Consider the following 13,790-nt stretch of genomic DNA (forward strand, 5'->3'; position numbering starts at 1 on the left):
CTCTCTCCCAATAAGAAAGGGGGACTATGAATGAAACTGGAACTAGGTGTGAACCGAGAATTTAGTGAACCTTTGTTGGAACTAAAACATGTCACCAAGTATTATCACGGTGCGGCACCGGCCCTGGAAGACATCAATTTTTCGGTTGCGGAGGGAGAGTTTATCTCTGTTATAGGCCCATCCGGTGCCGGGAAATCCACCCTTCTCCGTTGTATTAACCGGATGATTGAAGCGACCAGCGGCGAGATTTCCTTTGATGGAGTCCTTATTTCGAAACTGAAGAAACGAGACCTGAGAAAGCTGAGAACAAGGATCGGCATGATATTTCAGCATTATAATTTAGTCGATAAGTTATCAGTGATTGAGAATGTTCTTCATGGCAGGTTAGGTTACAAATCAACCCTTGCCGGGGTAATGGGACGGTATAGCCCAGAAGAAAAACAACAAGCGATGAGGATTATTGACTTATTAGGTTTGCATGACCAGGTCTATAAACGCTGTGACCAACTAAGCGGCGGTCAGAAGCAGCGGGTTGGTATCGCCAGGGCTTTAATTCAAGATCCCAAGCTGATTTTATGTGATGAGCCCATTGCATCCTTAGATCCCAATTCAGCCAAAATTATTATGGATCACCTAAGAGATGTTTCTGCTCAGATGGGCATAACAGTTATTGTTAATTTACATCAAGTCAGTGCAGCTCTCAAGTATTCGGATCGCATTATCGGTGTCAATCAGGGAAAAATCGTTTTCGACGGCTCCCCGAGTGCTTTAACTACCGAAAAAATCGCAGAAATTTATGGGTCGGAGTCCAATGATCTCATGGTTGAATTAGGAGAACGCTATGCAATCTGATATTTTTGCTAAACGCAAAAAGGACAGTCTGATATTTTTTTCCTTATTAATATTGCTTACCGTTGGCTCGGTCGTCATTACCCAGTATGACGTGTCGAAAGGGTTTACCAGTCTTCTTAAGGCTTTTATCTGGGGAGGTTCCAATTTTTATCCCGATGGTAAGTCCCTGACCATATTGCCTGATGTACTGCGAAAATTATGGGATACGATCCTGATGTCTATTGCGGCAACGACAGTTGCCACGGTTTTCGCAACGCTTTTGGCCTTGGTTGGTTCCCGAACCACAAGGATGAACAGACTGTTTAGTCTGGTTGCCCGGGGCATAGCCTCACTCTTTCGCAACATTCCTCTCGTCGCTTGGGCCATGGTCTTAATGTTAGCTTTTAGTCAAAGCTCAATTACAGGCTATTTGGCTCTTTTTTTAGGATCGTTTGGGTTTCTGACAAGAGCCTTTATTGAAACCATTGACGAAGTGTCCAACGACTCCGTTGAAGCCTTGTCAGCTACCGGGGCCAGCTATTTCCATATAATTTTTCAATCAGTTTTGCCGTCCAGTCTTCCCCAGATGATCAGTTGGATATTATTTATGATTGACACGAATATTCGTGATGCCACCTTAGTTGGTCTTCTTACAGGCACAGGAATCGGGTTTTCCTTTGATTTGTACTATAAGAGTTTTAATTTTCATGCCGCAAGCCTTGTGGTGATTTTAATTGTCATTACTGTAATTCTTATTGAAATGGTTTCCAATACTATCAGAAGGGTGATTATGTGAAGAAGATTGAGGAAGCAATTTTACCCTCGAAACCCTTGACTAGGGAGTCTCTTACCATGTGGATATTATTGCTTGTTTTATCCCTATTGACTATCTATGCCCTGGCCACTATTGATTACACGAGTGTGGATATGGGAAAGGCCATGGCTGATACTCTCAATAATTTCAAAACTATATTTTTCCATCCTGCAGCTCACCGGCTTAGCTTGTGGGACGCATTTTACGAAGTTTTAATAACCATGGGGTTGGCATTTTTAACGACCTTGTTTGGCGGTATCATTGCTATGCTCCTGGGATTGTTGGCCGCCCAGAATTTGGCGCCAAAACAAGTTACCAATATTATCAAAGGTTTTGTCGCTTTTATTCGTGCAGTTCCCAGCATATTATGGGTTTTGATCTTTGCCGTAGCGGCGGGCCTGGGCAGCGTGGCCGCGGTTATCGGTTTAACCTTTCACTCTGTCAGCTATTTAACGAAGGCCTATTCCGAGTCTTTTGAGGAATTAGACAGAAGCGTTATTGAAGCTTTGATGGCCAGCGGGGCGAATTGGTGGCAGATTATTTTTCAAGCGGTTATACCCTCCTCTGTTTCTTCCTTGCTGTCCTGGACGTTTATGAGATTTGAAATCAACTTCGCCAATGCTGTTGCCATGGGCGCTGCTGCCGGGGCGGCCGGAATCGGCTTCGATTTGTTTATGGACAGCGGCTTTTATTTTGATCTCCGGGAAATAGGACTGGTAACCTATCTTATTATAGCTTTTGCTATAGTGCTTGAAACGATTTCCACTAATTTAAAAAGCAAGATATTATTGAAAAAGGCTTAGCCTGTAACGAGCACAGAAAGCAAATCACAAATTACAAATTACAAATCATAGAACATAGATCGTAGATCACAGGCTAGGTCTTGAGGTTTTCCAAATGTTGTGAATTAAAGGTTTGGAAATAAGGATTAAAAGGGAGCAAATTTGACGTGAGAACAAAGAAGATTTGCGTTTACAATGCCAAAATGATTCTGCCTGAGAAGGTCAGCAAAGGCCATATTGTTATTGAAGGCAATAAAATCATTGAGGTAGCGGAAAGTGATTTTCCCAGAATGAAGTGTTATTCAGACCTGACGATGATTGATGCCGAGGATTGTTTTGTGATGCCGGGGATGATTGATCTTCACAGCGATGCCATTGAAAAAGAAATTCAACCAAGACCCAATACCCTATTCCCCATTCATATGGCCTTTTATGAGTTGGAAAAGAAACTTACGGTCAGCGGTATCACAACCATGTTTCACTCTCTAAGCTTAAGTGACGAATGGGGAGTAAGAAATCAAGATATGGTTGTGGGAGTTATAAATAGCATCAATACTCTTAAAAATGCTCGTTCTATGATTAATCATAAGATTCATCTTCGCTACGAATTGACGTTTCTTGCTGGGCTTAAAGCCCTGGAAGGTCTCATTAAAAATAAAAGCATTGATTTAATGTCCTATATGGATCATACACCGGGGCAGGGACAGTTTAGAGATGCGGAAGCACTTAAAACCTTTACTCTCCAATCTTATGGTAAAAAAGAGCAGGAATTTGATAATTTTCTCGATAAAACTATCGAAAACCAGGCCCGAATCAATTGGACCAAACTTACGGAATTATCCAAGATTGCTAAACATAAGGGAATTCCTTTAGCTTTTCATGACGATGATACCCAAGAGAAGATCGATACCCTCCTGGAATGCGAAGGGATTGTCAGCGAATTCCCCATTAATTTGACTACTGCGGTTTACGCAGCTTCTAAAGGGATTCACGTCTGCGTCGGAGCTCCCAATATTATTCGCGGAAAGTCCCACAGCAACAATATGAGAGCGATTGATGCCATTCTTAATCATGCGGCAGATATCATTTGTTCCGATTACCTGCCAAGTGCCATGCTTCCGGCAGTTTTTTCTTTAACACGGGAGGGAATCGCACTGAATGAGGCAGTTAAGATGGTAACCTTAAATCCTGCTAAGGCTTTAAAAATAGACGGTGAGGTCGGTACCATCGAAGTCGGTAAATGTGCAGATTTAATCGTTGTGGAAATGCATCAGGATTATCCGATCCTTCGGAAAACCTTAGTGGGTGGGAACACAGTATTTCAATCAGATTATAAGGCCTATAGTGAAAGAGTTGATAATGTATGTTAATCCGACAAGCTACGGAGCTAGATCTGTCAAGTATAACAGATCTTTTACAAGCCATGGACGGTGAGGAGAGGATCGATGACGGCGAAGCCCTGACCATATGGCGGAAAATGAAGGAGTATCCCTATTACAAAGTATTTGTAGTTGAAGACAGCAACCGGATCATCGCTGCCTGCAGTTTGATCATCTTGGAAAATTTGGGCCATAGAGGCGCCAAACTTGCCCTTGCCGAAAGTGTGATTGTCTCTGAGAATTACAGAGGCTCCGGTATTGGCAGTATGCTGATGCACTTTATTATGGATGAAGCTAAAGAGGAAAATTGTTACAAGCTTATGCTTTCCAGCAATAACAAAAGGGTGCAAGCCCATGAGTTTTATCAGAAACTGGGCTTTCAACAACATGGAATAAGTTTTGTGGTTGAATTTAATCGCCATGGTGAAAGGAATTAAGCGTTTATGAATGTCGCAGAACTAGAAATGTATGACTTTGCTAAACGTTTAATGTATTCTGCAGGGGCAAAGCTGAAACAGGAGCGCAGGCAATCCGTCATTAAGGTTAAGGAAAAGACGTCTCAGATGGACCTTGTCACGGAACATGATTTACTTATTGAGAAATTCCTCATTGATGCTATTCTAAATAACTATCCGGATCATAATATCCTTGCTGAGGAAAGCAGGGAACAGGTATGTCCGGAGCATAATGATTATACGTGGGTTATCGACCCTATTGACGGTACGGTCAATTATTATCGGTTTGGCAAGGATTATGCCATATCCCTTGCCCTATATAAAAATGAAAATCCGATGTTTGGTTTAGTTTATGATGTTGCCAACAGCGAGATGTTCAGTGCAGGTCGTGGTGAAGGAGCAATCATCAATGGACACCCTTTAGACACTTTGCCGGATTCCCATGATAAGCTGAGCAAAGCAGTTGTTGGTATTAGCTTGAGAACTATGAGAGAATTTACAGGTTTGGGTATGGACGTCATGGGGATGTTGTCCCAGGCCCAGGCCTACAGATATTTGGGCTGTGCCTCTCTGGAAATATGTAAGGTTGCCAACGGAGAATATGACTTGTTTATTTCGTCTAATGTCCATCAATGGGACATTGCTGCCGCCAGGATTTTTCTGGAACAACGTGGGGGAGAAGTTCTTATTCGCAGAACCAATGAGAATAGGTCACCTTTTGGTAAATTATTAGTAGCTGCTTTTCGCTCGCCGTTGATATGGACAGAGGCTCGCGAATATCTTCCCCTCTGCCTGAGAGATGAGTTTGGCGCTTAATTTGCAGAAGATACAGCCACACAAACAGTGAATAAAAGGGTGATTTTGTGCCTCAATATGAAGAAATAATAAGGGAAGAGTCAAAGAGCATTTGTCGAGTTTTAAAGTCTTATATGACAGAGAATGAGGCTCTGATTTTTGCCGAAGACGTTGTCTTGTTAAAGGAGGACTTTAGGAGCAATCAAAATATGTTCTTAAAAAGGGCTAGTACGCTTGTTCAGACCGTGGTATTAATTCTTGCTGCATTGGCATTTCATTATTTTTTTCTGCTGCAATTCTTTTAATGCTTTGAGCAAGAAATTAAAAAGCTAGCAATTATTGAGAAAAAAATAATTATAAAGGATGATTAGAAACTATGATTGACTTACATGTTCATACGGATATTTCTGATAATTCCTTAAGTATTGGTGAGGTCATCAAACAGGCAAAAGAAAAGGGAATTACTCATCTTGCCATTACAGATCATGATACCACAAAGGGGTTAAATGATGCTCTGTGCCTGGGAGCAGATTTAGGTGTCACCATCGTTCCGGGCATAGAAATATCGGCTTACGATTATGAAAGGAACAAGAGAGCTCATATTCTGGGTTTATATATCGAACCGGGGCATTCTTCTCTGGATCGTCTTTGTACGCCTCTAATTGAAAGCAGGAAACAAGCATCTTATGATATGTTCCTTAAGATTCTTGCAGCGGGATATGAAATAACCTGGGAGGATGTTCTCAAGTATGCTGGAGGGACTGGCGTTTATAAACAGCATTTAATGCATGCCTTATTGGATAAGGGGTATTGTGAGGCCATTTATGATGATCTTTATAAGAAGCTTTTTCACCGTGGAAGCAGTACTCACCCCCGGGGTGCCGCCTTTGTTCCATTAGAATATATTGATGCTCGCGAGGCGATTCAAGCTGTCAGAGAAGCAGGAGGAATTCCTATTCTCGCCCATCCCGGACAACTTGGTAATTTTGATGCCATTGATGAGTGGACAGAAGAAGGACTTGGCGGGATCGAAGTTTTCCATCCCAGCCATAATGACACTGACCGACGCCAATCCCTGCATTATGCACAAAAGCATAACTTGGTGATTACAGGCGGTTCGGATTTCCACGGCTTTTATAGTGAAAAACCGGTTGAGTTAGGTTGTCCGGAATTGGGGCCAGAGTGTATTAAAGAACTTTCCTTAAGCTTAAAGAGTCCGAGCATAGTTTAGTTTTAAGTTATGCTTGTTTCAATATAGAAAAGAGATTGGTTAAAGCATTAACCATATAATTTAGATAGTTAAACTTAAAACATTATACAAAAAACAATATGATTTTATAAAAGAGTGGATATGCTTCTATGGGAGAAGTTATCCACTCTTTTTAATACATTCAGATCATTTTTTTAGTTTGCATTCGCCTTCGGCAGGTGGTTTAAAGTTCTTGCGGAATCACTTTGGATGTATTATAACCGCGATCTTCATAGGGCTGAAGCTTATCCAACCATTTTTCCTTCAGCTTTTTTAAGGCATCTTTAACGTCAAAATATCCTTCTTCAGGGATTTCTAGAATTTCCAGTACCTCAATGGCAAAGGCTTCTGCTCCAAATTCTTTCCATTCTTTTTGGAGTACTTGGTTTGGGAAGGTTCCCATATCTAAATTAAAACGTTTACCGTTTATGGTTTTAAGATTAAGAGTACTTTCAATATAAATCTTTTGATTTTCCAGGTTTCGAATCTGATAAACTCCTGCTTCGGTTTTAGTTTCTTTATAGAGGCGTTTTAGTTCTTGTTTACGGTCCATGTTACGATCTCCTCTTTCTTCAATGCCTCGATTAAGCCAATATTGGCTGCCGTCAGGTGTGCGCTGCATAAACCCATATTCTATTAAATACCGTCTGAGAGTTGCAAAATCAGGATAAACAGATTTAAGAGTTAGATTAACGTCTTTTTCTGTGTAGGTTCTATTTTCGTCGAAACGTTTGGCAATTTGTTGGATTGCCAGTAACTTATATTTTTCCTTTATAGAGAAGGTTTTAAGAGGACCATCAAGCCCTTCGGGGAAAAGCTTGAGTAGAATTTTGTCCTTCTCGGCTTGCGTAACCTTATAACGGTCATCTACCATCGTTGCTGTTTTAGGGGGGGCTAAAAACAAGGCCTCTGTATTACTCTTTTCTTTAAGAAGCTCCATCATGACAAGGAATACTTTAGACTGCCGCTCTTTTTCTTTCAGAGAGAATCGGTGATTTCGAATGGTTGAAGCGCTTTTAATACCCATTTCTTTTTGAATTTCAGCATCCGTTTTACCAGTATAAAAGTATCCTAAGAGTGTTTTTTGATGGTCGGTAAGCCCTGTAACCTTTTTGTCCATTTGGTTAAGGTATGCAAAAACCGATCCATGGACGTTTTCTATGTGGAGTTTCATGTACCGAAAGGCCTCGTAGAAAACATCATCCTCCTGATAGATGATTCCTTTTTCAATTGTTTTACCGCATAGTAAGCAGACATAGTGTTCAGGCTCTTGACGATAACCGCGCTTTAAATCGTCTATCGATGAAGTCCAAAATAATTCCGAAATCGCCATAGAATAGACACATCCTTTATATTTAGAACAAATCTATAGACATTATATCATTGTGTCTATAGATTATCAAACTAAATTATAATGGAACGCTTCTTTATGTTTGTTTTTAAAGTTATAAGTTGGTAAAATTCAGGCATTAAGCTGATAACTGGCAAATCAATGACTGGAATGAGGCTTTAAAGGACAATCTAAGCAATTTAACTTCGTGCGGCTCGCGTCTCTTAGAAACCTATTCCTTAAGCCTTGTTTAGTGCCTTTAGCAAATGTCTGAGATCTTCGGGGAAAGGGGCACGAATTACGAGAGGAAGGCCGGTGACAGGATGCAAAAAGGCATAAACCGAAGAATGTAAGGCCTGACGGTTTATGAGTAATGTATTTCCGCCATAAAGATCATCTCCCAGCAAGGGGTGACCTATGCTTTCACAATGGACTCTGATTTGGTGCGTTCTTCCCGTCTCTAAGATGAATTCAAGCAAGCTGGCTTCAGAATAGCGGCGGATGACTCGATAATCCGTTCGTGATGCTTCTCCATCCCTCTGAATTTGGCGCTTGATAAAACTATTGGGAGCAAGACCTATCGGAGAATCTATAGTTCCTCTGTTTTCGTACAGGTTTCCTTGGACAAAGCCATAGTAACGTTTATGGATGTGACCACGCACTAGCTGCCAAGCAAGCTGCTGGTGGGCAAATTGATTTTTGGCAATGATCACAACCCCGGAGGTATTGCGGTCAATTCTGTGAATAGGTCGATAAAGTCTCTGCTCTCCTTTGCGCTCCCAGTAACCTATGACAGCATTCCCCAAGGTATTGTCAGGGTAGCGGCGATTAGGGTGGACGACCTGTCCGACAGGTTTGTTAACAGCTAACAGATAATCATCCTCGTAGAGGATACTTAAGGGAAGATCTTCGCCTTGAATTGGCGATTCTTCCTCCGCAAAGAGCTGAATAGAGAGAAGTTCACCTTCTTTCCCTCGTGCAGTTAAGTAAGTGAAGCGTCCGTCCACCCAAACTCGTTCTCCCTGTTTTAAATGCTGTAAAACTTTAAGAGAAAAATGAAATTTATGCTTTAAGATGGAAAGATATTTTTGACCGGCATCCTCCAGCTGTAAACGATATTCCCATAAGGTATTGACTGAGTTCATAGTGACCTCCATCTTCATCAACGAAAATTAAAGTGTTATTAAAGGTTCGTTATAGACATAAAGCGTTAATAAAAAGGAAAATGCTAAGGTATGAAGAATATACATACAAACTATCCACTGGTAAATCCTTTAAAGGGATTCTGTTATTGAGATAAATTGGCAGAGAAATGAGCAATTTAAGGTTATAATGTCAATAGAACAAAGCGATTGACATTATAAACCATTTTAACTATGATTTTAGTCTAAGGAGGCCCTAACGTGAAAGATCCTCGTTTTGAAAAACTAGCCGATTCTTTAATTAATTATTCGATAGCCCTGAAACCGAGGGAGAAAATTCTTATTGAAGTCATTGGAACAGGTATTCCACTTGCCCAGGCTCTTGTACGTCATGCTTATCAAGCTGGAGGAGTGCCCTTTGTATCTGTCATTAATCATACTCTAATGCGAGACTTATTAAAAGAATTCACGGTTGAGCAAGCTGAGGCTATGGCTCGATGGGACCTTGCAAGAATGAAAGAAATGCAGGCCTACATAGGAATTCGGGCAGGGGAAAACGCAAACGAATGGGCAGACATTCCCAGTGAATCTCTGAAATCATATTCATCCTCTTATCAAAAGAAGGTGCATATTGAACAGCGCATTCCCCATACTCGTTGGTGTGTTTTACGGTATCCTAACTCTTCTATGGCTCAGTTAGCATCAATGAGTCTGGAAGGATTTGAAAATTTTTACTTTGACGTCTGTAACCTGGATTATGAAAAAATGTCCTCGGCTATGAATCCGCTCAAGAACTTAATGGAGAAAACCGATCAAGTACGAATTGTTGGACCGGGTACTAATCTAGTATTCTCGATTAATGGAATGCCAGCGATTAAATGTGACGGACGCATGAATATTCCTGACGGGGAAATCTATACTGCGCCTATTAAGGAATCGGTAAACGGGCGGATCAGTTATAATACCCCTTCTTTGTTTCAAGGATTTACCTTTGAAAAAATTGTCTTGGATTTTAAAAACGGTAAAATCATTAAGGCCGTCGCCAATGATACGCAGAGGATTGATGATATCTTCAATACCGATGAAGGTGCTAGATATGTAGGGGAATTTGCCCTCGGAGTAAATCCATACATCTTAAACCCAATGCTGGACACCCTTTTTGATGAGAAGATCGATGGAAGTTTTCATTTTACCCCGGGTTCCTGCTATGATGACTGTTATAACGGCAACAAATCAGCCGTTCACTGGGACTTGGTGTGTATTCAAAGACCGGATTATGGCGGCGGTGAGATCTATTTTGATGAAAAATTAATTCGCAAAGACGGCCGTTTTGTGTTGCCGGAACTGGAAGTGTTGAATCCGGAAAACCTGAAATAACGTTCTCTATAACCCTGATCGTAACCCGCATTTGGGAATTGAGCAGGGGTTGAATGAATTCAAATGGAGGCGGTTCGATGGTTAATAAGTTGCTATCCATTATCCTAGGTGCGGTTTTATGGGGACTAGGTATTTACCTTAATATTGCAGTTGCCATTGGCAAGTACGGATTGCCGGCTTTTTTGGCAGGAGTACTTCTTGCTCTGGGGTTTTTAGTTACCAAAGCTTTGTCGGAAAAAAAGACAAGTATGGATTTATGGATTATTATTCTCAGAGGCTTAGCTGTCGAATCGCTTCTTTTTCCCTTGGCCAATTTGGCGATGGTTTATCTGGTAATGAAAGGTTTCCCCTTTGAGGAAACGAGAGCTGTGTTGATTGAAAGCGGCCTGATTGCTGTCATTTTAGCAGGGGTGTTTTTCTTTAATGCTCATTTATTGAACACGAAGATTCGCCGCTGGCGTATGGGGATAAAAAAGTAAGTGGTCTAACTATGGAAGAGGAGTCGGATTTATAAGAATGTCGAATAAACGCTTACGTTTGATCTATAATCCTTATGCTGGACGGTGTAAGTTAACAGGTCAATTAGATTCAGTGATACGAATTTTTCAGGAAAGCGGACATGAAGTTTGTATTCATCGAGCCTGTTCTCCTGAAGACATTGAAGAGACTGCTTCGCAAAGCAGTGATGTTGATTGTCTGGTAATTGCCGGGGGAGACGGGAGCATTCACCAAGTAGTTAATGGTGTGGTGAAAATCCCGGCATCCCAACGTCCTGCCTTGGGAATTTTGCCTGTAGGTACAGCTAATGATTTGGCTTATGCTCTCCATTTGCCGAAAAGTGTTCCTGAAGCCTGTAAAGTAATCGGACGAGGAAATATTTACAATATAGATACGGGTATGGTCAATAATCGCTATTTTGTGAATGTTGCTAGTGCAGGACTTTTAACAGATGTTTCACAAAAAGTGGATCTGAGAGTGAAAAACTCTTTGGGTCAGTTAGCCTATTTTCTGAAAGGGATTGAGACGCTTCCTTCATATCGGCCTTTTGGGGTAGAGTATGATCTTGACGGAAAACATTACACGGAAGAAGTTATACTTTTTCTGGCGGTTAATGGTCTTTCCGTTGGAGGAATCAGACAACTAATGCCCAGAGCGTCTTTGTCTGACGGAAAGTTGGATATTTTAATGGTTCCACTCGTTGGTTGGCCGGAAACTCTTCGAATTCTCCTAAGAGTTTTACGCGGAGAACAAGTAAGCACCCCCAAAATGAAAGAATTTCAAATCTCAGAACTAACGGTTCATACTGATCGGCTCATAACCTCGGATCTTGACGGGGAGCACGGTCCGGAAAGCCCTTGGCATATTTGTATTGGCCCCAAAATTTCTGTGTTTTGTTAACTTGTCCTTGAAGCTTGTCAGTAATTCTAAGGGTTAATCGGGGGGAGACTTGATGTTTGGCTCATCCTTTCAACAGGAAGTTTTAAAACGTCTAAGCTTAATCTGTCCTGTTTATTGTGTTGGCGGTGCAGTGCGGGATGCAGAATTGGGGATACCCAACACAGATGTGGATGCTGTCGTTGCCCTATCGTCTGAAGAAATCTTTAATTTTTTAAGCCGTTGGGGCTATACACCTCATTTGTTAGGCACAAAATTACAAACGGTAAGTCTGTTTCAGGAAGCGGATCGCTTAGACTTAGTTTCCTTTCCCGGTGAGCTAGAAAGAGATGCTTTGCGGCGTGATTTTACAATAAACGCCATCTATCAAGATGTTAAAACAGGGAAAATAGAGGATCCTTTTCTGGGCCTGAGAGATTTAAGAAATCGGTATTTAAGATCTTGCGGCAATCCTTCCGATCGATTTAAGGAAGATCCCTTAAGGGTTTTGCGAATGATTCGATTCGCAGTTAAATACTACTTAAGCATAGAACCTGAGACCTGGCAGTCGGCAGTCATCTTTGTCCCTCAACTTTTAGAGGTTTCCAAAGAACGAGTGACTGAAGAATTGGGAAAAATCCTGGTGTTGGAGAATGTTGCTCGGAGCCTTTCATTACTAGATCAGATTGGATTTTTTCAACTATATATTCCCGAACTATCCAGGCTTAAGGGATTGACTCAAGGTCGCTTTTATACCAAAGATATATGGGAGCATACCTTGAATGTGGTTAAGTATAGCCCAGATCAGATAACTTTGCGTTTAGCAGCTTTATTTCATGATCTGGGAAAATGGCAAATTGTCGGCAGAGAGAAAGGACATTATTTTCTCCACGAAAAAGAAAGCGCCCGGCTTTCGCGGGAAATTCTTACCCGCTTTCGTTGGAGTATGGTTCTTCCTGGGGGAACTCATGGGGAACAAGAGGTTGAATATCTTGTAAGGCATCACAGTCTGGGTTATCGTATCTTTAGAAAGGAATTGAGGGGAGAAGCTGATTGGCAGAAGGTATCCTTTAAAGCGCGCTGTTTTGCTTGGAGAATCGGATGGAACGGTCAGGTTTATGATCCGCTTCCGGTCGAAAATTTACTGAGGCTGTGGCAGGCGGATTTTCAAGGCGGAAGGCAAGTGCACAGGGATGATTTCGAACGTTATGCAAAAATTCAAAGTGAGGTAAGAGCTGCTTCGTTATGGATAACTGAGCGCATAAAAACTCTGGATTGGAAGGTATTAACTCAATTTGCTCAGAAAAAGGACTTGAGAGGCAAGAACTATGGACGATTTAAAGAACAGGTGAGCAGAGCCCTGATACGATGCCCAGAGTATTGTTTGAATGACACCATCTTTCTGGAAGCAGAATACCGAACTTTTTTACTGAGAGATGCTTAGGGTTTGGGGCGTTCCTTAGGTGTTATTTTAGCAATTGCAATTGAATATCTTATTTGAATAGAGCGAAGATTGAGCTTAAAGGAAAAATATGTCTTGACTGGTACAAATGATAAGTTTATAATTATTACTAAAAAAGAGGTGCTATTATGGAGAAGCGTTGGCGATGCAACGTATGTGGTTATATACATACCGGCGATAATCCGCCTGAAGTTTGTCCTATTTGTAGTGTTGATGCTAGTAATTTTGAGCTGGTAACGGGGGATCCTGGACTGAACGCAACATCAAATGTAAAACCGGCAGCGAAGATTGAAACGACTCAATCAGACGGTCCTCAGGTCATTCGCCATGCACTTTATAAGGTTTCTTATGGCCTGTATATTATTACGGCTGAAGCTGATGGAAGAGATAATGGACAATGTGCTAATACATGTTTTCAAGTGACGTCAGACCCGGCGAGATTGGCTATTGGCATAAATAAGTCGAATTTTACTCATGAACTAATCCAAAAAGGGGGAAGATTTGGAGTATCAGTTTTAAGCCAGACAGGTCAGGACTATGCTCGGAAGTTTGGATATCGATCAGGGCGTGATGCGGATAAGTTTGAAGGAGTAGCGGTTCATCGTGGAGAATCGGGTGTTTTGCTGCTCGATGATGTACTTGCTACAATGGAAGCGAAAGTGGTAGGCCAACTCGATGCGGGAACTCATACCCTCTTTTTGGCGGATGTTGTTGCGGCTGAGATCCTTCAAGAGGGGGAACCGATGACCTATGCCTTTTTCAGAGCCAGTAAATAGAGGCTTCAGGAATGTATAGAAAAA

14 protein-coding genes are annotated in these 13,790 nt (G+C 41.5%); 12 read left to right on the forward strand and 2 right to left on the reverse strand.

Annotation, left to right across the window (positions count from 1 at the left end; translation table 11 throughout):
• Positions 1-30: 30 nt before the first annotated feature.
• The 7 genes from phnC to ACPUYX_RS04445 all read left to right on the forward strand — a co-directional run bounded on the left by phnC (position 31) and on the right by ACPUYX_RS04445 (position 6,287).
• Entirely contained in the window at positions 31-852 is an 822-nt protein-coding gene (gene phnC / locus ACPUYX_RS04415) for a phosphonate ABC transporter ATP-binding protein (protein WP_426378509.1), read from the forward strand.
• Complete coding sequence (locus tag ACPUYX_RS04420) at positions 842-1,627, forward strand: PhnE/PtxC family ABC transporter permease (protein WP_426378510.1); 786 nt, start codon at positions 842-844, stop codon at positions 1,625-1,627. The genes phnC and ACPUYX_RS04420 overlap by 11 nt, the downstream gene beginning before the upstream one ends.
• Positions 1,624-2,448 carry a PhnE/PtxC family ABC transporter permease gene (locus ACPUYX_RS04425; protein ID WP_426378511.1) on the forward strand — a complete coding sequence of 275 codons (825 nt, stop codon included), beginning with the start codon at positions 1,624-1,626 and terminating at the stop codon, positions 2,446-2,448. The genes ACPUYX_RS04420 and ACPUYX_RS04425 overlap by 4 nt, the downstream gene beginning before the upstream one ends.
• 146 nt (positions 2,449-2,594) lie before the next feature.
• Positions 2,595-3,797, forward strand: coding sequence for an alpha-D-ribose 1-methylphosphonate 5-triphosphate diphosphatase (locus ACPUYX_RS04430; protein ID WP_426378512.1), 1,203 nt, complete (start codon positions 2,595-2,597; stop codon positions 3,795-3,797).
• Positions 3,791-4,243 carry a GNAT family N-acetyltransferase gene (locus tag ACPUYX_RS04435; protein ID WP_426378513.1) on the forward strand — a complete coding sequence of 151 codons (453 nt, stop codon included), beginning with the start codon at positions 3,791-3,793 and terminating at the stop codon, positions 4,241-4,243. Before ACPUYX_RS04430 ends, ACPUYX_RS04435 begins: the two co-directional genes overlap by 7 nt.
• Positions 4,244-4,249: 6 nt before the next feature.
• On the forward strand, positions 4,250-5,077 hold the full coding sequence (locus ACPUYX_RS04440; protein WP_426378514.1) for an inositol monophosphatase family protein: 828 nt from the start codon (positions 4,250-4,252) through the stop codon (positions 5,075-5,077).
• A gap of 355 nt (positions 5,078-5,432) precedes the next feature.
• On the forward strand, positions 5,433-6,287 hold the full coding sequence (locus ACPUYX_RS04445) for a PHP domain-containing protein (RefSeq protein ID WP_426378515.1): 855 nt from the start codon (positions 5,433-5,435) through the stop codon (positions 6,285-6,287).
• 202 nt (positions 6,288-6,489) lie between these two features.
• Here the strand turns inward: ACPUYX_RS04445 and ACPUYX_RS04450 are convergent, their stop codons facing one another.
• Entirely contained in the window at positions 6,490-7,638 is a 1,149-nt protein-coding gene (locus tag ACPUYX_RS04450; protein WP_426378516.1) for a DUF2087 domain-containing protein, read from the reverse strand.
• 236 nt (positions 7,639-7,874) lie between these two features.
• Positions 7,875-8,780, reverse strand: a complete 906-nt coding sequence (locus ACPUYX_RS04455; RefSeq protein ID WP_426378517.1) for an RluA family pseudouridine synthase — start codon at positions 8,778-8,780, stop codon at positions 7,875-7,877.
• 258 nt (positions 8,781-9,038) lie between these two features.
• On the opposite strand from ACPUYX_RS04455, the gene ACPUYX_RS04460 reads away from it, so the two are divergent.
• The 5 genes from ACPUYX_RS04460 (at position 9,039) to ACPUYX_RS04480 (ending at position 13,766) form a co-directional block, all read left to right on the forward strand.
• The gene (locus tag ACPUYX_RS04460; RefSeq protein ID WP_426378518.1) at positions 9,039-10,154 is read left to right on the forward strand and encodes an aminopeptidase; all 1,116 of its coding nucleotides are present in this window, start codon (positions 9,039-9,041) and stop codon (positions 10,152-10,154) included.
• Positions 10,155-10,231: 77 nt separating this feature from the next.
• The gene (locus tag ACPUYX_RS04465; protein ID WP_426378519.1) at positions 10,232-10,633 is read left to right on the forward strand and encodes a hypothetical protein; all 402 of its coding nucleotides are present in this window, start codon (positions 10,232-10,234) and stop codon (positions 10,631-10,633) included.
• A 37-nt stretch (positions 10,634-10,670) separates the two neighbouring features.
• Entirely contained in the window at positions 10,671-11,552 is an 882-nt protein-coding gene (locus ACPUYX_RS04470) for a diacylglycerol/lipid kinase family protein (protein WP_426378520.1), read from the forward strand.
• A 52-nt stretch (positions 11,553-11,604) separates the two neighbouring features.
• Entirely contained in the window at positions 11,605-12,972 is a 1,368-nt protein-coding gene (locus ACPUYX_RS04475) for an HD domain-containing protein (protein WP_426378521.1), read from the forward strand.
• Positions 12,973-13,118: 146 nt separating this feature from the next.
• Positions 13,119-13,766 carry a flavin reductase gene (locus ACPUYX_RS04480; RefSeq protein ID WP_426378522.1) on the forward strand — a complete coding sequence of 216 codons (648 nt, stop codon included), beginning with the start codon at positions 13,119-13,121 and terminating at the stop codon, positions 13,764-13,766.
• Positions 13,767-13,790 lie beyond the last annotated feature (24 nt).

Origin of the sequence: Desulfosporosinus sp. SYSU MS00001, assembly GCF_049943955.1 — a bacterium.
Classification (GTDB): domain Bacteria; phylum Bacillota; class Desulfitobacteriia; order Desulfitobacteriales; family Desulfitobacteriaceae; genus Desulfosporosinus.